This is a genomic window from Streptomyces sp. NPDC093600, assembly GCF_044764755.1.
In the GTDB taxonomy this organism is placed as follows: Bacteria; Actinomycetota; Actinomycetes; order Streptomycetales; family Streptomycetaceae; genus Streptomyces.
This window is the reverse complement of the sequence record NZ_JBIWIU010000001.1, coordinates 483,434-505,707: the sequence shown is the minus strand read 5'-3', so window position 1 is coordinate 505,707 and position 22,274 is coordinate 483,434. Positions and strand designations below refer to the sequence as shown.

The following is a 22,274-nucleotide window of genomic DNA, read 5'->3' as shown; positions in this document are numbered from 1 at the left end:
CGGTAACGCGTTTTCACCGGGTGCGCACAATCGCGCCAGCGATCACTGGCATATAAGCCCTGATCAGGGGCTTACGGTAGGGCGCGCGTGCGATTTCCCGGTTCCGATGGCCACTCGCTCGGCTCGCTCAGTCCGTCTGCTCGCCCGGCGCCCGCCAGTGCCGCAGAACGATGTCGAACTGCTGCCGGGTGGTCTCCCAGCTCGACTCCGGCGAGGACATGTACAGGGCGTACTCGGTGCCGTCGTCCGTGAAGTACAGCTGGTCGATGGCGTGCCTCGGGCCCGGGAACTCCTGCTTCTCGTACCAGGTGAACTCCCACCGGGCGGAGCGGACCTGGTCGCGGTAGGTGTTCTGGTTGAGCTTGATCCGCTGGTACTGCATGCGCTTCTTGAGGGTCTTCTCCAGGTCCAGCACATGCACGTACGGGTTCTCGAAGTCGGGCGTGGGGTCGATGCTGATCCGGATCCGGTGGCGGCCGTTGTCCGGCGTGTAGTCGATGTTGTCGCCGTCGGTCTGCCGCTTCCAGCCGTCGGGGACGAGGAGGCTGAAGCCCTCGGGGTCCTCGACCCTGTGCCAGCCGGCGGGTATCCCGGCCTCGGCCGGGCCGGTGGGGGCCGTGCTCCGCTCCGCGGCACGACGGTCGCGGTCGGCGTCCCGGGCGGCGGAGTAGTTCATCGCGGCGAAGACGGCCCCGCCCGCGACCAGGCCCGCGAGGACGGCCGCCAGGACGGCCGTACGCCACCGTCCGCGGCTCCTGGCGGGGGCGGTGACCGGTACGTCGGCGAGGGTCGACGACGTACCGGCGCCCGTGCCCGCGGGCTCCGGGTGCGGCTGCTGCGCGTGCTCGGGCCGGCCGGTCTCGGGCAGCGACGCGGTGGCGGCGGTCAGCGCCTCCTCCGGCACCCGCTGCGTCGGGACGTACGCCTGCGCCGCTCGCGGCGTGCGGCCCTCCATGGCGTCGAGCAGCATCCGCTCGGCCTCGTCCGCGAGCGGCCGGTGCGCCGGGTCCTTGCGGAGCAGCGCGACGATGACGGATGCCAGCGGCCCGGCCTTCCCGGGGTGCGACGGCTCCTCCGTCACCACCGCCTGCATGGTGCTGATCGGAGAGCTCCGCCGGAACGGCGAGCTGCCCTCCACCGCCGTGTACAGCGTCGCGCCCAGCGACCACAGGTCGGATGCGGGACCGGGGTCCCCGCCCCGTACCCGCTCGGGTGCCAGGTAGTCGATGGAGCCGACGAGTTCACCGGTGCGCGTGATCGTCGAGTCGCCCTCGATCGCCGCGATCCCGAAGTCGGTGAGCAGGACCCGGCCGTCGCGGGCCAGCAGGACGTTGCCGGGCTTGACGTCCCGGTGCAGCACCCCGGCCGCGTGCGCGGCCCGCAGGGCGCCGAGGACGTGCAGGCCGATCCGGGCCGCCTCCCGGGGCTCGATCGTGCCGGACTCCTTTGCGGCGTCGGCGAGCGAGGGCCCGTCGACGTACTGCATCACGATCCACGGACGGTCGTCGTGCTCCAGCACGTCATGGACGGTGACCACGCCGGGGTGAGTGATCCGCGCCGCGGCGCGGGCCTCCTTCTGCGTACGGGCGTGCAGCACCAGGCGGTCGGCCTCGGCCACGAACCGACCCGCCGTCAACTCCTTGACGGCGACGATCCGGTGCAGGACCTCGTCGTGGGCGCGCCAGACCTTGCCCATGCCGCCGCGGCCGATCGTCTCGCCCAACCGGTACCGCCCGGCCAGCAGGAGGCCCTGCCCGGTGTCCGCTCCGGCCCCGGTCCCCGCGCCTGCGCTCTGTGAATGCTCCACTTGCCCCCGCCCGTTCCTTCTGAGGCCAGATTACGGAGGCGGAACGGGCGGCGGAACCTCGGGGCGGGCAACGGAACAAGCCTGTGACCGGGCGGCGGACGGGTCGTCGGGCGAGCGAGTGGCGGGCGGCCGGTAGGCGGGGAGCCGGCCGGTCGACGGTGAGCCGACCGGTAGGCGGGGAGCCGACCGGTCGTCTCAGCGCGTCGCGCGGTACGCCTTCACGGCCTGGTCGTAGATCTCGGACACCTCGTCGCGTTCGGTTTCCGGGCCGATGACCTGGACCACGTGGTAGCGGCCGCCCTCGATCAGGGCCAGGTTGCGGACGAACACCTCGCGGCCCGTGCTGTCCTGCCAGGTGAACTGCCCCACCGCCATGGCCTGTCGGCCGACGTCGATGCGGCGCAGTCCGGAGGCGCTGGACCAGGAGGAGTCCCGCCAGGGCTGGAGCTCGCGCTCCTTGGTGCGCTGGTACGCCATCGGGTCAGCGCCGTGGGTCTGCACGGTGTCCCGTCCGGGCACGACGATGAGGGTGAACTCGCCACCGATGTAACGGACTTGTCCGGCGTCGTTGATGGGGCTGCGCCGCCAGCCGTCGGCGACGCCGACCTGGAAGCCTTCCGGATCCTTGCGCAGTGAGTAACCCGTCGCGAGGTCCGCGCCGGCGGCGGGCGGGGTGGTCGCGCCGGGGCGCGGTGTCGTGCTCGCGCCCGGTTTCGTGCTCGGTTTCGTGCCCGGGGTGGGTTGCGTGCTCGGGGTGGTCTTCGGCGGGCCGGGGTCCGAGGGCACGGTGGACTGCCCGCCCGGCTGCCCGGCGGCTCGTTGGCCCCCCGCGCCACCCTCCTGGGGCATGAACATCACGGCGTACGCGACGGCCCCACCGAGCAGCAGCAGGATCACGAGCAGCAGCGTACGTCCGAGCGCCCGCGGGGAACGGGACACTGCGGGTGACCGCACAGGCCGTGGAGCGCGGGGGGCTCGCTGCGGGAGTTCCTCGTGGAACTCCTCCTGCCGGGACTCCTGGCGGAACTCCCGCCGGGGCTCGTGGCGCCGGTCCTGGCCACGGGCCCGGCGGGGCTCGGCCGGCCCATGGGGCTGAGGGGGCAGGTAGGGCTGCTTGCTCTTCCTCTGCCGGTGGCGGCCGCCGGCCGCTCCCCCACGACGCCTGCGCACCAGTTCGCCACGGCGGCGCACGATGGGCAGCCGGGTGGCGTCGACGGACGGCAGCGGGACGACCCCGACGCCGGCGTCGGGCTCGGGCGCCGACCGGACGAGGGAGCGCAGCCAGCCCCGCACCTCCTCGAAGTCGGGGCGCTCGGTGGGGTCCTGGCGCAGCAGGGACTCGACGACGGGGCGCAGTGGCCCGCACTCCTCGGCGAAGGCGGGGGGCTCGGCGCACACGAGCTGGACCAGCTCGGCCGCGTTGTCCTCCGGGTACGGGGCGTGGCCCTGGACCGCCCGGTAGAGCAGCGCGCCGAGCGCCCAGAGGTCGGTGGCGGGGCCGATGGGCGGAGCCAGCCGCCAGTTCTCGTGGACCGGACCCGCCTGTTCGGGGGCCCAGCGCTCGGTGACGGCGCCGACGACGGCGATCCGCGTCTGGCGGGCCCGCTCGCCGGCGAGCCGGGTGGCGGGACCCCGGTACGGGTGTCCGGGGCCGTCCGCGTCCGGCGCGGGCCCGTCCCAGTGGCTGACGGCCGGCGCGGGCACCGGGGCCGGAGCGGCGGGAACGGGGGCCGTGTGCGGGGCCTGTGGGGCCTGTGCGGGGGTGTAGCCGGCCGGGAGAGCGGGGCGGCCGGAGCCCGGGAGCACCTGGCCGCTTCCCCGGCCTCCGGCCGGACCCGAGCCGCCCGCGGGGATCGGCCCCGAGCCGTCGCGCGAGGCGTGCGGCCCGTCGCTCCAACGGCCCGTGAGCAGCGCGCGGGGCGGTCCGGCGCCCTCGTCCTCGGCGTCGTCGCCCTCGTCGTCCTCGGCCTGGGACCACCACTGCGGCTCGGGACCGAGACCCCGCGCGGGCACGGGCGCGGTTGCGCGGTCCGGGCCGTCACCGGGGCTCAGGTCGGGGCCGGGGCCGGCGTACGGGTCAGGGTGCGGGTCCGCGTACGGGTCGGGGTCCTCGTACGGGTCCAGGTCGGGGTGCGGGCCCGGGTCCGGGCGCGCGTCCAGGTCCGGGTCCGACCGCCGCACCGGCACGGGTCCGGTGTCCGCGAGGCGTGCCGCGGCGCGGGCTCCCGCGCGGTACGCGGCGATGGCACCCGCGCGGGCCGCCCGTACGTCCGTGGTCGGACTCACCACCGGGTTGTCCGACTCGGTGCCCGGCTCGGCGCCCGACTCGTCTGCCGTCCTCGGGCGTTCGGGTCCGGCCGCCTCGATCTCCGCACGCGCGCGTGCGCCGGGCACGGGGACGGGGACGGCCGTACCGCGGTCCGGCCGCTCGGCGGCAGCGGGAACACGCGGCCCCTCGGCGGCCCCGGCGGACCCAGCGGCCCCACCGGGCAGCTCGGCACCCCCCGTGTACCGCCGGTCGTCCTCCTCGGGCTCCGGCACCGGTGCGTACCCGCACAGGGCCTCCTCCGCCGCGCCCGTCGCGAGCCCGGTGAGCACCACCCGTCCGTCGTCGCAGACGAGCACCGTGCGCGGGGTGATGTTCCGGTGGGTCCAGCCATGGGCGTGCAGCGCCCGCAGGGCGGTGAGGACGTCGGCGCCGATCTCCGCCGCCCGGTAGGGAGTGAGGGGGCGTTCGGCGAGGAGCGAGGCCAGCGGCCTGGCCGCCACCAGTTCACTCACTATCCACAGCGAACCGGCTTCGGCGAACACGTCGAAGACCTGGTCGAGTCGGGGATGGTCGGGGATCCGCGCGGCGGCCTGCGCCGCCTCGACGGCCCTCCGCACGGCGGGGTCGGCCGGGCGCCGGGACGCCCGCCCCCGCGCCGGATGAGCCGCGGAACCGCCGCCCGCGTCACCGTCGACGAACTCCGCGTCGAGAAACTCCGCGTCGAGGAACTCGGCGTCGACCACCTCGGGCAGCGGCACCTGGCGGACCAGGACCTCCTGCCCGCTGTACGTGTCGAAGGCGCGCGTCTCCACGGGCTCGTACGCGTCCGACGGCGGCAGCGGCAGGCGGTAGCGGTCGGCGAGCACCCTTCCCGCGTAGTCCTCCACGACGCCTCCCCACCGAGCGCGCTGTGCCCCTGTTCCCACGATCCCATGGACCCCGCACACCCCAGGGATCTCATGGATCGTCGGAACCGTCAATTATGGTCGGAACCCGTGCAGTTGTCGGCTCTGTCCAGCTGCGTACGGTCCCCGACCTCTCACGATACGTGCCGTCGGTCAGTCCTTGGGGCTGAACGTGGCGAACGCCGTGTCCCGCAGCGTCTTGCACTCGGCGGCGTTCCACGCGTCCGCCTTGCAGCTGATCATGATGGAGTAGCCCCGCTTGGCGTCCACCTTGAATCCCCGGTTGAGGATCCGGACCCGGATGCCGCTCTGGTCGCGCTCGAACTCCCAGTCGGCGACGGTCGGATATCCCTTGTACGAGACGGGCTTGATGCCGATGTGGCGGTAGCCGTTGCTGCTGGCGGACACCCCGGCCACGGCACCGGCCCAGGCGCTGGCCGCGTCGTCCTTCGGGCTGTCGTTGAAGTCGACCTGGACGCGCGGGAAGCCGCCGTTCGCGTTGAATATCCCGCCGGAGTTCTGGCCCGCTATGGCGTTGAGCTTGAAGGACGACGGCATCGCCATGCTGAAGTGGAAGCGGTCGTTGGCCACCATGACGTAGCCGGCGGGCAGCGACGCGCCGCCCGTGCCGGGGCCGCCGGTGCTGGGCTTCCCCGACGGCGTACCGCTCTGCTCGCCCGTACCGCCGGGCTGCTCGCCGGGCTCGCTCGGCGTCTGGCCCTGCCCCTGCGTCTGACCCTGCTCCTCGGTGCCACCGTTTCCCGCCGTGGCACCGGCCGAGGTCACCTGGTCGCCGCCGCCCGTGCCACCGCCTTTGTTGCCCGTGCCGTCGTCGCCTCCGCCCAGCGCGACGGCGAGGATGGTGCCGAGCAGGGCGAGGACGACGATCGCGGCGATGATCACCAGCGTGCGGCGCGGCACCACATCCGTGAGCGACGCCCGGGCCTGGGCCGGCCTGTTGCCGCCCCGCACCGGCTTCGGCGCGGTGGCGGCGTTGCGTACGGACTTGAGCGCGCCGAGCATCCGCTCGGCCGCCGCCTCGCCGCTCCGCTCCGTGGTGGCGGGTCCGAACGGCGGCTTCGAGGGCGCCGGCGGCAGGGGAACGACCCGGGTGGCCTCCGGCGACGGCTCGGGCACGAAGGTGGGCGCGGGAGCGTCGAGCACGGCCCTCAGGAGCGCGCGGGCGCCCGCGTCGTCGAGCCGCTGGGCGGGGTCCTTGGCGAGCAGGCCGTAGATGACCTTCTCGAGCAGCGGCCCCGCGTTCTTCGGCGGGTCGACGGGCTCGGTCATCACGGCGGTGAGCGTCGCGATCGCGGAGCCCTTGTCGTACGGCGGGCTGCCCTCGACGGCCGCGTACAGCAGTCCGCCGAGCGACCACATGTCGGCGGCCGGCCCGGGCTTGTGGCCACGAGCCCGCTCCGGCGAGATGTAGGAGGGGGCGCCGACGAGCATGCCGGTGGAGGTGATCGAGGGGTCGCCCTCGACCTGGGCGATGCCGAAGTCGGTGAGGACGACCCGGCCGTCCTCGGCGATCAGGACGTTCGACGGCTTCACGTCGCGGTGCAGGATGCCCTCGCGGTGCGCGGAGCGCAGCACGTCGAGGATGGCGAGGCCGACCTCGGCGGCGCGGTGGGGCGTGAGGGTGCCGTCCTCCCGGACGGCGTCGGCGAGCGACTTGCCCTCGATCAGCTCCATGACGATCCAGGGCCGGTCGTCCTCGTCGACGACGTCGTAGACGGTCACGGCGCCGTTGTTACGGATCCGGGCGATGGCCTTGGCCTCGCGCAGGGTCCGGGTGATGAGGCGTCGCTTCTCGTCCTCGTCGATGCTGTTGGGGAAGCGAAGCTCCTTGACGGCGACGGTCCGTCCGAGCGTCTCGTCGACGGCACGCCACACCGTGCCCATGCCGCCGCGCCCGAGCACGGCGCCGAGGCGGTACCGCCCGGCCAGCAGACTGCCCTCGGCCGTCGCCCCGGCCGCCGCCTTCGCGGCGCGTCCGGGAGCACCGGCCTTCCTGGCGCCCTGGGCCCCTCCGGCGCCGACGCCCGTGCCCTTCACGTCACCGGGCCGCGCGTCGACAGGCGACTTCGCGCCGCCGACAAGCGGCTTCGGGTCGGCAGGCTTGGGCTCGGCCGCCTTCGCGTCGGCCGACCGCGCCTCGGCCGGCTTTTTGAGATCCGCAGGCCTCGCGTCTGCAGGCTTCGAGTCGGCAGGCTTCGAGTCGTCCCGCTGGGCGGACGGTGATCCGGCCGGGCTCTCGCCCTCCGCGACCGCCTTCCCCGGCGCGCTGCCGGTCGGCTTGCCGCCGGCCGTGGCGGCGCCCGACGGAGCCCTGTCCGCGCGTCCCGCGTCCATCTCCGGGGACACGGCGTCCGGGCCCGGCTTCGAGGCCATCGATGCCTCTCCGGCCGTCGCCGGTCCCGGGACCTTGCCCGGCCGGGCGTCCGAGGGTTCGGCGGCGGCTTCGGCGCTGCTCGCGCCGCCCGCCTGATCCCTCTCCGCGCCGTCCGCCTTGCCCGTCTGCGCGCCGGAGCCGCCGTCCCGCTCCGCCTCACGCGCCGCTGGGACCACACCCCGGTCGCCGTCGGTTCCGGCACCCGCGCCGGCGTCCCGCCGAGGGTCCCGCGCCGTGCCCCGCGACTGCTCCGCCTCCGACATGCGTCCCCTCTGCGATCCCTGATCTTCGCCCGCGCCTGCCGCTTCCCGCGCGATGCGGTAACCCGCCCTGGAAGAGAGCCCATTGTCTCTCACTCCGGGACCCGCACTGCTCCCGGGTCCGCAGTCCGAGAAGACGGCCCCGGGGAACGACACTCCCACCATGCCACCCGACGCCCAGCCACCCCCCTGAGGTTCCCCGGCCTCCCGAACGGGGCGTCAGGCGCGGGTGCCAACCCAACGAGCAGCACGGCGAGTTGATGTCGATCCTCCCCCTTGCTTCCCCCTTCCGTACCGACCCGATCCCGACAGGGCGTCAGATCGGCACGATGTCCGGCGCGCCCAGACGCGCCGCGTCCGCCGTCAGGTCGTCCGGCTGCCGCTGCGACTCCCGCTCCGCCTCCACCCGCTTCTCGTAGTGCTCGACCTCCTTCTCGATCTGCTGCGCGTCCCAGCCCAGTACCGGCGCCATCAGCTCCGCGCACTCCCGCGCGCTGCGCGTCCCCCGGTCGAAGGTCTCGATCGAGATGCGGGTGCGCCGGGTCAGGACGTCGTCCAGGTGCCGGGCCCCCTCGTGCGAGGCGGCGTAGACGATCTCGGCGCGCAGATAGTCCTCGGCTCCGGTCAGCGGTTCGCCGAGGCTCGGGTCACTGGCGACCAGCTCCAGGATCTCCTCCGTCAGGGCGCCGTAGCGGTTGAGCAGATGCTCGACCCGTACGACATGGAGCCCGGTTCGGGCGGCGATCCTGGCCCGCGCGTTCCACAGCGCCTTGTACCCCTCGGCGCCGAGCAGCGGGATGTCCTCGGTGACGCAGGCAGCGACCCGCTGGTCGAGCGCGTGCACGGCCTCGTCGACGGCGTCCTTGGCCATCACGCGGTAGGTGGTGTACTTGCCGCCCGCGACGACGACGAGACCGGGGACCGGGTGCGCGACGGTGTGTTCGCGCGAGAGTTTGCTGGTCGCGTCCGACTCTCCGGCGAGGAGGGGCCGCAGCCCGGCGTAGACCCCCTGGACGTCGTCCCGGCCGAGCGGGACCGCCAGCACGCTGTTGACGCGTTCGAGGAGATAGTCGATATCGGCGCTGGACGCGGCCGGATGGGCTTTGTCCAGGTCCCAGTCGGTGTCCGTGGTGCCGACGATCCAGTGCCGTCCCCAGGGGATCACGAACAGCACGGACTTCTCGGTGCGCAGGATCAGTCCGGTGTTCGAGTGAATCCGGTCCTTGGGCACCACCAGATGGATGCCTTTGGACGCCCGTACATGGAACTGCCCCCTCTCCCCGATGAGCGCCTGGGTGTCGTCCGTCCACACCCCGGTGGCGTTCACGATCTGCTTGGCACGGATCTCGTACTCGCCGCCGCCCTCGACGTCCTTCACCCGGGCGCCGACCACCCGTTCCCCCTCGCGCAGGAAGCCGATCACCCTCGCCCGGCTGGCGGCCTTCGCGCCGTAGCTCGCCGCGGTCCGTACGAGTGTGGCGACGAAGCGGGCGTCGTCCATCTGGGCGTCGTAGTACTGCAACGCCCCGACCAGCGCGTCCTTCTTCAGGCAGGGCGCCACCCGCAGGGCGTGACGCCGTGACAGATGCCGGTGGACGGGGAGGCCGCGGCCGTGTCCCGACGACACGGACATCGCGTCGTACAGCGCGACGCCCGAGCCGGCGTAGAGCCGCTCCCAGCCCTTGTGCTTCAGGGGATAGAGGAAGGGCACCGGTTTCACCAGATGGGGTGCGAGCCGCTCCAGGAGCAGTCCGCGCTCCTTCAGCGCCTCCCGCACGAGCGCGAAGTCCAGCATCTCCAGATACCGCAGGCCGCCGTGGATCAGCTTGCTCGACCGGCTGGAGGTGCCGGACGCCCAGTCCCGGGCCTCCACGAGCCCGGTCGAGAGTCCTCTCGTGACCGCGTCGAGGGCGGTCCCGGCGCCGACGACACCGGCACCCACGACCAGTACGTCCAGTTCACGCTCGGCCATCGTCGCGAGCGCTTCCGCACGCTCCGCCGGCCCCAGTGCCGCTGTCCTCACCGCTGCCTCCCGTCGTCCCCCCGTGGTCGGGCTCACAGTCTCGATTCTGTCCCGGCCCTCCGACTTCAGCCACCGCCTGTGGATAACACTCGGCGACCTTCGACCCCACAATCCCGCATATCGGTCATATTTACGCCTAGTCTGACATTGCGCTCGCCCCTCGTTCTGTCCACCGGGCTTGCGCGTCTCGTCCCCTCCGGCTACTGGGAAGGACGTCCCACCTCCATGCCCGCTGATCTCGCCGTCATCGGCCTCGGCCACCACGGACTCCCCCTCGCCCAAGCCGCCGTCGCCGCCGGCATCGACACCATCGGCTACGACACCGACCCGCGCCCCGTCGCCGAACTCGCCGCGGGCCGCCCGCCCGTCGACGGTTCGCTCAGCGCGTCGGAGATCCGCCGGATGCTCGCGGGAGGCTTCCGGCCCTCCACCGACCCGGCGGACCTCGGCCGGGTCCGTACGGCCGTCATCTGCGCCCCCACCCCGCCCGGCCCCGACCGGGCCCTCGACCTCGCCGCCGTCGCCGACGCCGCCCGCGCCCTGGCCGCCCGGCTGCGCCCGCACACCACGGTGCTGCTGGAGTCACCCGTCCACCCCGGCACCACCGAGGGCATGCTGCGCGACCTCCTCGAAGAGGGCTCGGGCCTGCGCGCGGGCCGCGACTTCCACCTCGCGTACTCCCCCGGGCGACTCGACCCCGGCAACCGCACCCACGGCTTCGCCGGGACGCCCAAGGTCATCGGCGGCCTCACCCCCGCCTGCACGGAGTCCGCCGCCGCCTTCTACGGCCGCGTCACCGACAAGGTGGTACGCGCGCGTGGCCCCCGCGAAGCGGAGACGGTCAAGCTTCTGGAGACCAACTTCCGGCACGTCAACATCGCCCTGGTGAACGAGATGGCGGTGCTCTGCCACGAGCTCGGCGTCGACCTGTGGGACGTCATCCGCTGCGCGGAGACCAAGCCCTTCGGCTTCCAGGCCTTCCGCCCGGGCCCGGGCGTCGGCGGCCACGGCGTGCCCGTCGACACCATCGGGGCCCAACGCCCGCTCCGTATGGTCGAGCTGGCGAGCCAGGTCAACGAACGCATGCCGGGGTACGTCATCCAACGCTGCGCCACCCTGCTGAACGAGCACGGCAAGTCGGCCCGCGGCGCCCGGGTGCTTCTGCTCGGCGTCACCTACAAACCCGATCTCGCCGACCGCGAGGGCTCCCCCGCCGACGAGATCGCCCGCCGCCTGATGGACCTGGGAGCCGTGGTCAGCTACCACGACCCGTACGTGCCGGACTGGCGCGTCCGCGACCTGCCGGTCCCCCGGGCGGACTCCCTCTACGAAGCCGCCGCCCACGCCGACCTCACGCTCCTGCTCCAGCACCACCGCACGTACGACCTCCAGGGCCTGTCGGTCAAGGCCCAGCTGCTCCTCGACACCCGCGGCGCCACCCCGGCGGGGGCCGCCCACCGCCTCTGAGACCCGGACACGCGGAAGGGCCCCGCACCACCCGGTGCGGGGCCCTCCGTACGTACGAGAACAGCGTCAGCGCTTGTGCTGCGCGTCCGCGACCGTGACCTCGACCCGCTGGAACTCCTTGAGCTCGCTGTAGCCCGTGGTGGCCATCGCGCGGCGCAGGGCGCCGAAGAAGTTCATGGAGCCGTCCGGGGAGTGCGACGGGCCCGCGAGGATCTCCTCGGTCGTGCCGACGATGCCCAGGTCGACCAGCTTGCCGCGCGGCACGTCCTCGTGGACGGCCTCCATGCCCCAGTGGTGGCCCTTGCCCGGGGCGTCCGTGGCGCGGGCCAGCGGGGAGCCGATCATGACCGAGTCGGCGCCGCAGGCGATCGCCTTCGGCAGGTCGCCCGACCAGCCCACACCGCCGTCGGCGATGACGTGGACGTAACGGCCGCCGGACTCGTCCATGTAGTCGCGGCGGGCCGCGGCCACGTCGGCGACCGCGGTCGCCATCGGGACCTGGATGCCGAGGACGTTGCGCGTGGTGTGCGCCGCGCCACCGCCGAAGCCGACCAGGACACCCGCGGCGCCGGTGCGCATCAGGTGCAGGGCGGCGGTGTACGTGGCGCAGCCGCCGACGATGACCGGGACGTCGAGCTCGTAGATGAACTGCTTGAGGTTCAGCGGCTCGGCGGCGCCGGAGACGTGCTCGGCGGAGACCGTGGTGCCGCGGATGACGAAGATGTCCACCCCGGCGTCGACGACGGCCTTGGAGAACTGCGCGGTGCGCTGCGGGGAGAGCGCGGCGGCGGTGACCACGCCCGAGTCGCGCACCTCCTTGATCCGCTGCCCGATCAGCTCCTCCTTGATCGGAGCGGCGTAGATCTCCTGCAGACGGCGGGTCGCGTTGGCCTCGTCCAGCTCCGCGATCTCGTCGAGCAGCGGCTGCGGGTCTTCGTACCGCGTCCACAGGCCCTCGAGGTTCAGCACGCCCAGGCCGCCCAGCTCGCCGATGCGGATGGCGGTCTGCGGCGAGACGACCGAGTCCATGGGGGCGGCCAGGAAGGGGAGCTCGAAGCGGTAGGCGTCGATCTGCCAGGCGATCGAGACCTCCTTCGGGTCCCGGGTGCGCCGGCTCGGTACGACGGCGATGTCGTCGAACGCGTACGCCCTGCGGCCGCGCTTGCCGCGCCCGATCTCGATCTCAGTCACGATGTGTGGCCTTTCCCTCTATGTCTGCGCCTACCAGTATCCCCGACACAAGCGGGAGGGGCGGTTCCGGCCACATGCCGGAACCGCCCCTCACTCACCCGCGCGTCACTTCCTGCTGTAGTTCGGCGCCTCGACCGTCATCTGGATGTCGTGCGGGTGGCTCTCCTTGAGCCCCGCCGAGGTGATCCGCACGAAGCGGCCCTTCGACTCCATCTCCGCGACGGTGGCGGCACCCACATAGCCCATGGTCTGACGGAGACCGCCGACGAGCTGGTGCAGGACGTTGGAGAGCGGGCCGCGGTAGGGCACCTGGCCCTCGACGCCCTCGGGCACGAGCTTGTCGTCGGAGCTGACCTCGGCCTGGAAGTAGCGGTCCTTCGAGTACGACCTGCCCTGGCCGCGGGACTGCATGGCGCCGAGCGAGCCCATGCCGCGGTACGACTTGAACTGCTTGCCGTTGATGAACATCAGCTCGCCGGGCGACTCCTCGCAGCCCGCGAGGAGGCTGCCGAGCATCACGGTGTCGGCGCCGGCGGCCAGCGCCTTGCCGATGTCGCCGGAGTACTGCAGACCGCCGTCGCCGATCAGCGGGACGCCGGCCGCACGGGCCGCGAGAGAGGCTTCGTAGATGGCGGTGACCTGCGGGACGCCGATGCCCGCGACCACGCGGGTGGTGCAGATCGAGCCGGGGCCCACGCCGACCTTGATGCCGTCGACACCGGCGTCGATCAGCGCCTGCGCGCCGTCACGGGTGGCGACGTTGCCGCCGATCACGTCGACGCTCACGCTCGACTTGATCTTCGCCATCCAGCTCAGGGCGTTGCTGTTGTGGCCGTGCGAGGTGTCGACGACCAGGAAGTCCGCTCCGGCGGCGGCGAGCGCCTGGGCGCGCTCCAGCGCCTCGGGGCTGGCGCCCACGGCGGCGCCGACGAGCAGGCGGCCCTCGGCGTCCTTGGCGGCGTTCGGGTACTTCTCCGCCTTGACGAAGTCCTTGACGGTGATCAGGCCCTTGAGCACGCCCTCGTCGTCGACGAGCGGCAGCTTCTCGATCTTGTGGCGGCGCAGCAGCTCCATGGCGTCGACGCCGGAGATGCCGACCTTCCCGGTGACCAGCGGCATCGGCGTCATGACCTCGCGGACCTGGCGGCTGCGGTCGCTCTCGAAGGCCATGTCGCGGTTGGTCACGATGCCCAGCAGCTTGCCGTCCGGGTTGGTGACGGGGACACCGCTGATGCGGAACTTGGCGCACAGGGCGTCCGCCTCGGCGAGCGTCGCCTCAGGGTGCACCGTGATGGGGTCGGTGACCATCCCGGACTCGGAGCGCTTCACCAGGTCGACCTGGTTGGCCTGGTCCTCGATGGAGAGGTTGCGGTGCAGCACGCCGACACCGCCCAGACGGGCCATGGCGATCGCCATGCGGGACTCGGTCACCTTGTCCATCGCCGCCGAGAGCAGCGGGATCTGGACCCGGACGTTACGGGAGATACGGGACGAGGTGTCGACCGCGTTGGGGAGCACCTCCGACGCGCCCGGCAGCAGCAGCACGTCGTCGTAGGTCAGCCCGAGCGTCGCGAATTTCTCGGGCACTCCGTCGACGTTGACAGTCATGACACCTTCCCCAAATGGCCTTGATCGGTGCGGACGTCCATGCTAACGGGCTACGGCGGTGTCTCATTCCACGAGCAAGATCACCGAGAAGCTTTGTGCGTTCATACGTGTACGTGAGGGCCACCGGCTCTCGTCGACCCTTACTGCTCGGCCAGTGCCCGAAGACGGCTGAGCGCGCGGTGCTGCGCCACCCGTACGGCCCCCGGCGACATGCCGAGCATCTGGCCGGTCTCCTCGGCCGTCAGCCCGACGGCCACCCGGAGCACCAGCAGTTCCCGCTGGTTCTCGGGGAGGTTGGCGAGGAGCCTCTTGGCCCACTCGGCGTCGTCGCTGAGCAGCGCACGCTCCTCGGGGCCCAGTGAGTCGTCGGGCCGCTCCGGCATCTCGTCGGAGGGCACCGCCGTCGACCCCGGATGGCGCATGGCGGCGCGCTGCAGATCGGCGACCTTGTGTCCGGCGATGGCGAAGACGAACGCCTCGAAGGGCCTGCCCGTGTCCTTGTAGCGCGGCAGCGCCATCAGGACCGCGACGCAGACCTCCTGCGCCAAGTCCTCGACGAAGTGGCGGGCATCACCGGGCAGCCGGCTGAGCCGGGTGCGGCAGTAGCGCAGGGCGAGGGGGTGGACGCGCGCCAGAAGGTCGTGCGTCGCCTGCTCGTCGCCGTCGACGGCACGGTGAACGAGTGCACCGATCTCCCCCGGCCCTACGGGCATGGGTGACCCCACGGTCTCGTCGTCGCGCATCGCTCCATGGTGCCTTGACGCCTGAGGATCAGCGGCACCGCGTCCGTAGTTGTGCACCGAAGCGTTATGAGCAGGTGCGCCGGAACTCATCTCCTGCGCCCTCCCCTTCCGCTCGATCGACTCGTCCCCGAGGAACTCCACACCCTCAAGGATGCGGCATCGGGCGAGTTACTGACACAAGCCGCTGCCTCGGTGGGGACAGAAGCCGCCCCGCCCGCCGTGGCGGACGGGGGTGCGACGGGCATGGGACGCCTGGAGCATGTCCGGCGGACCGGGGCCTCACGGACCCCGAGTCACCCGGGCGACGACACCTGAACCCGTCCGGCGGATCAGAGCCGGGCGGATCTAGCGGACCAGGCCCCAGCGGAAGCCCAGCGCGACCGCGTGGGCCCGGTCGGACGCGCCCAGCTTCTTGAACAGGCGGCGGGCGTGGGTCTTGACCGTGTCCTCGGAGAGGAAGAGCTCGCGTCCGATCTCCGCGTTGGACCGGCCGTGACTCATCCCTTCGAGCACCTGGATCTCACGGGCGGTGAGCGTGGGGGCCGCGCCCATCTCCGCCGAACGCAGCCGGCGCGGCGCGAGCCGCCAGGTCGGGTCGGCGAGGGCCTGGGTGACCGTGGCCCGCAGTTCGGCGCGCGAGGCATCCTTGTGCAGATAGCCCCGGGCACCGGCGGCGACCGCGAGCGCGACGCCGTCCAGGTCCTCGGCGACGGTGAGCATGATGATGCGGGCGCCGGGGTCCGCGGACAGCAGCCGGCGGACGGTCTCCACGCCGCCCAGACCGGGCATGCGTACGTCCATCAGAATCAGGTCCGAGCGGTCCGCGCCCCAGCGGCGGAGGACTTCCTCGCCGTTGGCCGCGGTGGTCACGCGCTCCACGCCGGGCACGGTCGCGACCGCGCGGCGAAGCGCCTCTCGGGCAAGCGGGGAGTCGTCGCAGACGAGGACGGATGTCATGGCCGCCCTCCGCAGCTGATGCGCGTCACCTTGAGCCTCCAGGGCTGGTACGTATCGTCACCTGTGCGGTTGACGCCCTCGGACACCTGCCCGAGCGCTTCTTCCTTCAACCGCCTCCGCACTCTCAACGACGGTCACTCGAAAGAGTTACGGGTCGGACGGCCACCTTCGGCACTCTACGTGAGGGAGCGAACGCGGAGCAGAGCGTCGAAGGTCATCCGTCCTCCGTTGGAAGCTATGCCCCATTTAGCGGGTTTTCTTCCCTTTTTGCAGTGTCTGTGGCTAGATTCGCAATGAGTCATATTTACATCTACTTAGACAGTAGTTGTACGGTCGGGTCGAACCCGCGAGAGCGGGTACGCGAGACCCACGGGGGGCGAAGGGCCCCCGCACATCAGCCATCCACCCGCCCACCAATCCGTTCGACACGGTTTCAAGGGGACAAGCGCAATGGCAGATTTCTCCCGCCTTCCCGGACCCAACGCCGATCTTTGGGACTGGCAACTCCTCGCGGCCTGCCGCGGAGTCGACAGCTCCCTGTTCTTCCACCCCGAGGGAGAACGCGGCGCGGCACGGAGTGCGCGTGAGAACTCGGCGAAAGAGGTCTGCATGCGGTGCCCGGTACGCGCGGAGTGCGCGGCACACGCACTCGCCGTACGGGAGCCCTACGGCGTCTGGGGCGGCCTCACCGAGGACGAACGCGAAGAGCTCATGGGACGAGCCCGCAATCGCCTGATCACGGCACCCGCCACGGCATCGGCATCGAGTTCGGCAGGCGTGGGGCGCGCCTGAAGTAACGTTTCTGCAGGTCACTGACATGTTCAGTGAGAGGCCGGGCCCGCACCCCACCCGGCCTCGGAGCACGCGCTACGCGCGCGTGGCCGCGCGGCTCAGCTCGTCGAGCGTCGCCGCGACGGCGGGCACCTGCGCCAGGTCAGGCAGCGTCAGGGCCACGATCTCCCGCTCCACGGCCGGCTCCACGGCCACAGTGCGCGCGCCCTTGGGCCGTACCGATTCGAGGGCGAGCCGCGGCAGGACCGCCACGCCCAGGCCGGCGCCCACGAGTCCCACGACGGCCGGGTAGTCGTCGGTCGCGAAATCGATGCGCGGAGTGAAGCCGGCCTCCTCGCAGACCTCGACCAACTGGCGGCGGCAGCGCGGGCAGCCCGCGATCCACGGCTCGTCGGCCAGTTCCGCGATGGCCACCGACTCCGCGCCGGCCAGCCGGTGCGAGTCCGGGACCAGGCCGACCAGGCGGTCGGCGAGCAGCGGGCGGACGACGAGGTCGTCCCACTCGGCGGGGCCCGCTCCGTACCGGAAGGCGAGGGCCACGTCGCAGTCGCCGTCGCGCAGCATCTCCACCGAGCGCGGCGGCTCGGCCTCCACCAGCGAGACCCGGGTGCCGGGATGGGCCGCGCGCAGGGCGGCGAGGGCGGTGGGGACGAGGGTTGAGCTGCCGCTGGGGAAGGAGACCAGACGGACGCGGCCGGCCCGCAGCCCGGCGATGGCGGCCACCTCCTCCTCGGCCGCGGTGAGTCCGGCGAGGATGCCCGAGGCGTGCCGCACCAGCGCCTCGCCGGCCTGGGTGAGGCGCATCTCGCGACCGGTGCGGATGAGCAGCGGGGTGCCCGCGGAGGACTCAAGCGCCTTCATCTGCTGGCTCACCGCGGGCTGGGTGCAGCCCAGTTCCCGCGCGGCGGCCGAGAAGGAGCCGGTGGCGGCGACGGCGCGCAGGACGCGGAGGTGACGGGCCTCGATCATCCTTCGAGCATAAGCGAGTCTTGGGCTGGGGGGCGAATATCCCTTCCTTGCTTTGGGGCGCCTCCCTTAGGGTGCGCTCATGAAGGTGCTGAGTGTGAATGTCGGCCGGGCCAAGGCCGTGGAGTACACCGACGCCCCCTCGGGGACGACGGGTGTCGACAAGCGTCCGGTCGAGGGGCCGGTACGGGTCGAGGCGCCGGGGCCGCGCGGGGTGGGGGCGAGCGGGGTCGCCGGGGACGACGTGTGCGACCTGCGCTTCCACGGCGGCGACGACCGGGCCGTGTACGCCTTCGCGCGGGAGGACATGGACCTCTGGGAGCGCGAGCTCGGCCGGCCGCTGCCGAACGGCTGCTTCGGCGAGAACCTCACCACGCTCGGGCTCGATGTGAACGGGGCGCTGGTCGGGGAGCGTTGGCGGATCGGCGACGCGCTCCTGGAGGTGACCGGCAGCCGGATCCCCTGCCGTACGTTCGCGGGCTTCCTCGGGGAGAAGGGCTGGGTGCGGCGCTTCACGGAGTCGACGGCGGGGCCGGGGGCGCTGCTGCGGGTGATCGAGCCGGGGGAGCTCATGGCGGGCGACCCGGTGACGGTCGTGCACCGGCCGGACCACACCGTCACGGTCGCGTACCTGTACCGGGCCTCGATGACGGAGCGCGCGCTGCTGCCGAGCACGCTGGTCGCCGCCGAGTGGATGGAGTCGGGCCTGCTGGACCTCGCCCGCACCTACACGGAGAAGTACGGCACCGGCGCCTGAGCCGTACGCGGAGGGGTGCGACGCCCGGGTGTGACCAGGGGTGTGACCGGGGGGTACGACCGGAGGCGGGGCGGGGTGGCGGGGGCGGCTAACGTGCCGCATATGACGACTGCACTGATTACGGGCGCGACGGCGGGGATCGGGGCCGCCTTCGCGCGGAAGCTGGCGGCGGACGGGCACGACGTGGTGCTCGTGGCCCGCGATGTGACGAGACTGCGGGAGCAGGCGACCGAACTGCACGACCGGCACGGGGTGGAGGCCGAGGTTCTCGCGGCGGACCTGGCCGAGGAGAAGGGGATCGCGGCCGTGGAGGCCCGGCTCTCGGATCCGCGACAGCCGGTCGACCTGCTGGTGAACAACGCCGGTTTCGGCAACAAGGGCCGGTTCCTGGACGTGTCCATGGCCGACGAGTTGAAGATGCTGACGGTCCACTGCGAGGCGGTGCTGCGGCTGACGTCGGCGGCGGCCCGGTCCATGCGGGCCCGGGGCCGGGGCGGGGTGGTGAACGTGGCCTCGGTGGCCGCCTTCGTCCCGCGCGGCACCTACGGCGCGTCGAAGGCGTGGGTCGTGCAGTTCACCCAGGGCGCGGCGCGGGACCTGGCGGGCAGCGGGGTGCGGCTGATGGCGCTCTGCCCGGGGTTCGTGCGGACGGAGTTCCACGCGCGCGCGGGGATGGGGACGGAGAACATTCCGGGCTGGATGTGGCTCGACGCCGACAAGCTGGTCACCGAGGCGCTGGCCGATCTGGCGCGGGGGAAGACGCTGTCCGTCCCGGACCCCCGCTACAAGGCGCTGATGGGTGTGGTGAAGCTGGCGCCGCGCGGACTGCTCGGCGGGGTGTCCTCCAAGGCGGGTCGTAAGTACGGCCCCAAGTAGCCCGGCCGAGCGGTCGACGTGGTGGCGGCGGTGGTGGCGGAGAGGGTGGATCTACCGCGCTGCTCACGAAGGATCGAGGGCGAGTCGGGTCGTGGTTCCGTTCCGCCAGGTCACGGCGATCGCGCGGCCGTCGACCCGGACGGTGGCGAGGGTGTCGACCGGGGCCGGTTCGGCTTCGGCGGTGAGGGAGGCCAGGGCGACGAAGAGGGTCTCCGTGCCGGTGGTGGTGCCGTGCAGGGCGGGCGTGCGGCTGTCCGGGCCCTGGAGGGTGGCGCCGGTGGCGAGTTCGACGGTCTCGGTGGCCGGTGGATATCCGTGGACCGGGTGCAGTTGGGACACGGGTCCCCCTGGGGTGGTGGCCCAGCCGGTCTGGCGTACGGGAGTGCCTTCGGGCGCTCCGAGGACGAGATGGGCGCGGACCTCGGCGCGGCCGTGGGCGAGGGTGGCGGAGAGGATCCGGATGCCGGGCCGGGGGGCGTGCAGGGAGGCGGCCCAACCGGGGCCGGTGCCCAGAGGCGTCGCGGGCCCGCGCCGGGTGAGGCGGCCGTCGACCACGAGGGCGAAGTGGTTGTCCGCGGCGGCGGGAGGGGCGGTGGCGCCGGTGCGGGTGGAGTAGGCGAAGCGGGCGTAGCCGGAGTCGTCCTCCCCGGCGGGGTCGCTGCCGACGTGGTTGCTGCCGTGGTTGTGGAGGCGTACGAGTCCGTCGGCGGCGGTGGAGTGGATGAGCAGGCCGGCCGGGGCGACCGGGCGGACGGTGTCGGCCCGTTCGGCGGGCAGGGGCTCTTCGCGGTCGGTCCAGGCCGGGTGTCCGGCGGGGAGGAGAAGTCCCAGGAAGCCCTTGGAGGCCCAGTAGGGCGAGCCGGGCCCGGAGTAGCTCTGGACGATCGGCGGGTGGGGGCCGTGCCAGCCGAGGGTGAGCAGCCCCCGCTCGTCGAGGGCGCCCCGGTCGAGGAAGTACCGCAGGGTGCCGGAGGCGAGTCGGCGGGTGGTCCCCGGGGTGAGCGGGGTGTGGCCGGTGAGGGCTCCGAGCCAGGGTGCGGCGGCCGCGGCGAAGCGGTAGACGAGGGAGCGGCCGTACGGCAGGGGGGCGCCGTGGGTGTCGAAGAGGTGGACGTAGTCGTCGAGATGGGCGCGGAGCCGGGGACCGTAGCGGTCGAGAAGGCCCCGGTCGCCGGCGAGGTGGGCGTGCAGGACGGGGTAGAAGTGCAGGGCCCAGGCGTTGTAGTGGTCGAAGGCGCGGTTGTCGCCGTCGCTGTACCAGCCGTCGCCGAGGTACCACTCCTCGATCCGGGCGAGGGAGCGGTCGATGGTGGCGGCGGCCCGGTCGGTCTCGATGCCGGCGTCCTGGAGGAAGCCCGCGACGGTGAGGCCGAAGAGCCACCAGTTGTTGTCGACGGGGGACGGGGCGAGGGCGGGCAGCAGCCAGTCGACGGCGCGTTGGCGGGTGCGGTCGTCCAGGGTGTCCCAGAGCCAGGGCCGGGTCAGGCGCAGTCCGAAGGCGATCGAGGCGGATTCGACGACCGCCTGGCGGACGTCGGCGAGGAGCGGCCAGGTTTCGGCGGAGGCGATACCGGGCTCCGCCGCGCCCGCCGTACCGGCTGTTCCCGCCGTACCCGCCGTACCCGCCGCGAGGCCTTCGGCATAGCGCGCGAGATGGCCGTGCGGGTCCTGCCCCTGGGCGCCCGCGACGCGGAGTGCGGCGAGGAGGAACGTACGCGCGTACCCTTCGAGGCCGTCGGAGCGGGCGCCGGACCAGCTGGGCCGGGGCCCGGGGAGGTCGACGCGACCATGCCGGGGAGTCGCGTACGGGCGGACGGCGAGGAGGAGTCGGTCGGCGTGGTCCTCCCAGTGGGCGCGGGTCCAGCCGGTGAACGGGCTGAGCTCACGGTTCTCGGGCGGCGCGGGCATGATGCTCCCCTGGGGCGGAGATGGCGCCGCCGGGAATCATGAACGGGGCCTGAGCGAACGTCAATGGTTCGGACCGAATGATCGAAACTCCATACAGTTCGATCATCCTGCATTACAGTCGGGCCGGGGACGGCGCCCCGCCGGACCACCACACCGCGAGGGGAACACGCCGTGCGCGAGAGTGCCGCTGAACGTCACGACCGACTGCTGACCCTGGTGCGCGAGCGCGGTACCGCGCGCGTCGCGGACCTGGCCACCCTGCTCGGGGTCTCCCCCGTCACCGCCCGCCGGGACGTGGAGGCGCTGGCCGGCCGGGGGCTGCTCGACCGGGTGCACGGCCAGGTGTCCTGGCCGGGGCGTCAGAGCGAGCCCGGAGCGGGGCGTTCCGGCGAGGGCCTGGTCCTCGGTCTGCTCGCCCCCTCGGCCACGTACTACTTCGCCGAGGTCATCCGGGGCGCGCACGAGGCGGCGGCGCGGGCGGGCGCCCGGCTCATCCTGCGGATCTCGGACTACCGGCCCGAGGAGGACCGGGCACGCGCGGAGGGCCTGCTGGCGGCGGGCGCCGAGGGCCTGCTCGTGGCGCCCGGCTGGCGCGGGCCCGAGGACAAGCTCGCGTACGGCGACTGGCCGGCCGAACTGCCCGTGCCCGCCGTGCTCCTGGAGCGCCGCGCCGATCCCGGCTCCCCGCTCGACGGCCTGGACCGGGTCGTCTCCGACCACGGCCACGGCGTCCTGCTCGCCCTGCGCCACCTGCTGGGCCTGGGCCATGGCACCCCACTCCTGGTGGCCCGCGCCGACAGCCCGACCGCGCTCGCGGTACGCACCGGGTACACCGAGGCGCTGGCGGCGCTGGGCGTCGAGGCCCCGGGTCCGGTGATCGCCTCCGTACCGGCCGACCAGGACCCGGAGGGATTCGCCCGCGCGGTACGGGCGTTGCACGAGGCGGTCACGTCCGGCCGCGCCAGCGCGGCCCTGGTCCACAACGACGTGGACGCGATCGAGATCGTGCGGCGGCTGGCCGACCTGGGCGTCAAGGTGCCCGAGGACCTGGCCCTGATCGCGTACGACGACGAGGTCGCCGCCCTCGCCGACACCCCGCTGACGGCGGTCGCGCCGCCCAAGCGCCAGGTGGGCCGCCACGCCACGGAGCTGCTGGTGGAGCGGCTGACGGGGGCTCACACCCCGGACGAGGAGCCCGCGCGGCGCCATCTGAGCCTTCTGCCCCGGCTCCGGGTGCGGTCCTCCTGCGGCGCCCCGCGTTCTCCGCTCACCCCAGGGCCCTTCTGATCGAACTGACCTTTTTTCGATCAAACAATCTTTCGCTCTTGACTTCGGTCACGGACGGTCCAA

At 72.8% G+C, this 22,274-nt stretch carries 15 protein-coding genes; 5 read left to right on the top strand and 10 right to left on the bottom strand.

The features are described 5' to 3' along the window. Positions 1 to 127: 127 nt before the first annotated feature. The 4 genes from ACIRB4_RS02560 to ACIRB4_RS02545 form a co-directional block, all read right to left on the bottom strand. Positions 128 to 1,807: a protein kinase gene (locus ACIRB4_RS02560; RefSeq protein ID WP_403287968.1), complete on the bottom strand. Its 1,680-nt coding sequence runs from the start codon at positions 1,805 to 1,807 to the stop codon at positions 128 to 130. Between the two features lie 195 nt (positions 1,808 to 2,002). After that, positions 2,003 to 4,963 carry a hypothetical protein gene (locus tag ACIRB4_RS02555; RefSeq protein ID WP_403287966.1) on the bottom strand — a complete coding sequence of 987 codons (2,961 nt, stop codon included), beginning with the start codon at positions 4,961 to 4,963 and terminating at the stop codon, positions 2,003 to 2,005. Positions 4,964 to 5,134: 171 nt separating this feature from the next. Then, positions 5,135 to 7,639 (bottom strand): protein kinase, encoded by a 2,505-nt coding sequence (locus ACIRB4_RS02550; protein ID WP_403287965.1) that lies wholly within the window; start codon positions 7,637 to 7,639, stop codon positions 5,135 to 5,137. Positions 7,640 to 7,952: 313 nt separating this feature from the next. Next, positions 7,953 to 9,659: a glycerol-3-phosphate dehydrogenase/oxidase gene (locus tag ACIRB4_RS02545; protein WP_403287964.1), complete on the bottom strand. Its 1,707-nt coding sequence runs from the start codon at positions 9,657 to 9,659 to the stop codon at positions 7,953 to 7,955. Positions 9,660 to 9,884: 225 nt separating this feature from the next. On the opposite strand from ACIRB4_RS02545, the gene ACIRB4_RS02540 reads away from it, so the two are divergent. After that, positions 9,885 to 11,126 carry a nucleotide sugar dehydrogenase gene (locus tag ACIRB4_RS02540; RefSeq protein ID WP_403287963.1) on the top strand — a complete coding sequence of 414 codons (1,242 nt, stop codon included), beginning with the start codon at positions 9,885 to 9,887 and terminating at the stop codon, positions 11,124 to 11,126. Between the two features lie 66 nt (positions 11,127 to 11,192). Here ACIRB4_RS02540 and ACIRB4_RS02535 read toward each other — a convergent pair whose 3' ends face one another. The 4 genes from ACIRB4_RS02535 to ACIRB4_RS02520 all read right to left on the bottom strand — a co-directional run bounded on the left by ACIRB4_RS02535 (position 11,193) and on the right by ACIRB4_RS02520 (position 15,625). Beyond that, the gene (locus ACIRB4_RS02535) at positions 11,193 to 12,317 is read right to left on the bottom strand and encodes a GuaB3 family IMP dehydrogenase-related protein (protein ID WP_392287976.1); all 1,125 of its coding nucleotides are present in this window, start codon (positions 12,315 to 12,317) and stop codon (positions 11,193 to 11,195) included. Positions 12,318 to 12,422: 105 nt separating this feature from the next. After that, positions 12,423 to 13,925, bottom strand: coding sequence for an IMP dehydrogenase (gene guaB / locus ACIRB4_RS02530; RefSeq protein ID WP_403287962.1), 1,503 nt, complete (start codon positions 13,923 to 13,925; stop codon positions 12,423 to 12,425). Positions 13,926 to 14,065: 140 nt separating this feature from the next. Then, on the bottom strand, positions 14,066 to 14,668 hold the full coding sequence (locus tag ACIRB4_RS02525; protein WP_403287961.1) for a sigma-70 family RNA polymerase sigma factor: 603 nt from the start codon (positions 14,666 to 14,668) through the stop codon (positions 14,066 to 14,068). A 345-nt stretch (positions 14,669 to 15,013) separates the two neighbouring features. After that, positions 15,014 to 15,625: a response regulator transcription factor gene (locus ACIRB4_RS02520; RefSeq protein ID WP_003948568.1), complete on the bottom strand. Its 612-nt coding sequence runs from the start codon at positions 15,623 to 15,625 to the stop codon at positions 15,014 to 15,016. Between the two features lie 450 nt (positions 15,626 to 16,075). On the opposite strand from ACIRB4_RS02520, the gene ACIRB4_RS02515 reads away from it, so the two are divergent. Beyond that, entirely contained in the window at positions 16,076 to 16,417 is a 342-nt protein-coding gene (locus ACIRB4_RS02515) for a WhiB family transcriptional regulator (protein ID WP_403287959.1), read from the top strand. A 75-nt stretch (positions 16,418 to 16,492) separates the two neighbouring features. Here the strand turns inward: ACIRB4_RS02515 and ACIRB4_RS02510 are convergent, their stop codons facing one another. Continuing rightward, entirely contained in the window at positions 16,493 to 17,386 is an 894-nt protein-coding gene (locus ACIRB4_RS02510) for a LysR family transcriptional regulator (protein WP_403287958.1), read from the bottom strand. Between the two features lie 79 nt (positions 17,387 to 17,465). Here ACIRB4_RS02510 and ACIRB4_RS02505 point away from each other — a divergent pair, with 79 nt between their 5' ends. Both ACIRB4_RS02505 and ACIRB4_RS02500 read left to right on the top strand, forming a co-directional pair. Then, the gene (locus ACIRB4_RS02505) at positions 17,466 to 18,140 is read left to right on the top strand and encodes an MOSC domain-containing protein (protein WP_403287957.1); all 675 of its coding nucleotides are present in this window, start codon (positions 17,466 to 17,468) and stop codon (positions 18,138 to 18,140) included. A gap of 102 nt (positions 18,141 to 18,242) precedes the next feature. Beyond that, on the top strand, positions 18,243 to 19,016 hold the full coding sequence (locus ACIRB4_RS02500; RefSeq protein ID WP_403287956.1) for an SDR family NAD(P)-dependent oxidoreductase: 774 nt from the start codon (positions 18,243 to 18,245) through the stop codon (positions 19,014 to 19,016). 63 nt (positions 19,017 to 19,079) lie between these two features. Here the strand turns inward: ACIRB4_RS02500 and ACIRB4_RS02495 are convergent, their stop codons facing one another. Beyond that, entirely contained in the window at positions 19,080 to 20,924 is a 1,845-nt protein-coding gene (locus tag ACIRB4_RS02495) for a DUF2264 domain-containing protein (RefSeq protein ID WP_403287955.1), read from the bottom strand. A 171-nt stretch (positions 20,925 to 21,095) separates the two neighbouring features. Between ACIRB4_RS02495 and ACIRB4_RS02490 the strand changes: the two genes are divergently transcribed. Continuing rightward, positions 21,096 to 22,211 carry a LacI family DNA-binding transcriptional regulator gene (locus tag ACIRB4_RS02490; protein ID WP_403287954.1) on the top strand — a complete coding sequence of 372 codons (1,116 nt, stop codon included), beginning with the start codon at positions 21,096 to 21,098 and terminating at the stop codon, positions 22,209 to 22,211. Positions 22,212 to 22,274 lie beyond the last annotated feature (63 nt).

What these genes read in the sequence shown, in the direction of transcription:
- ACIRB4_RS02550 (WP_403287965.1), bottom strand. Translation starts at nt 7,639, where the DNA reads ATGTCGGAGGCGGAGCAGTCGCGGGGCACGGCGCGGGACCCTCGGCGG.
- ACIRB4_RS02540 (WP_403287963.1), top strand. Translation starts at nt 9,885, where the DNA reads ATGCCCGCTGATCTCGCCGTCATCGGCCTCGGCCACCACGGACTCCCC.
- guaB (WP_403287962.1), bottom strand. Translation starts at nt 13,925, where the DNA reads ATGACTGTCAACGTCGACGGAGTGCCCGAGAAATTCGCGACGCTCGGG.
- ACIRB4_RS02525 (WP_403287961.1), bottom strand. Translation starts at nt 14,668, where the DNA reads ATGCGCGACGACGAGACCGTGGGGTCACCCATGCCCGTAGGGCCGGGG.
- ACIRB4_RS02520 (WP_003948568.1), bottom strand. Translation starts at nt 15,625, where the DNA reads ATGACATCCGTCCTCGTCTGCGACGACTCCCCGCTTGCCCGAGAGGCG.
- ACIRB4_RS02515 (WP_403287959.1), top strand. Translation starts at nt 16,076, where the DNA reads ATGGCAGATTTCTCCCGCCTTCCCGGACCCAACGCCGATCTTTGGGAC.
- ACIRB4_RS02510 (WP_403287958.1), bottom strand. Translation starts at nt 17,386, where the DNA reads ATGATCGAGGCCCGTCACCTCCGCGTCCTGCGCGCCGTCGCCGCCACC.
- ACIRB4_RS02505 (WP_403287957.1), top strand. Translation starts at nt 17,466, where the DNA reads ATGAAGGTGCTGAGTGTGAATGTCGGCCGGGCCAAGGCCGTGGAGTAC.
- ACIRB4_RS02500 (WP_403287956.1), top strand. Translation starts at nt 18,243, where the DNA reads ATGACGACTGCACTGATTACGGGCGCGACGGCGGGGATCGGGGCCGCC.
- ACIRB4_RS02495 (WP_403287955.1), bottom strand. Translation starts at nt 20,924, where the DNA reads ATGCCCGCGCCGCCCGAGAACCGTGAGCTCAGCCCGTTCACCGGCTGG.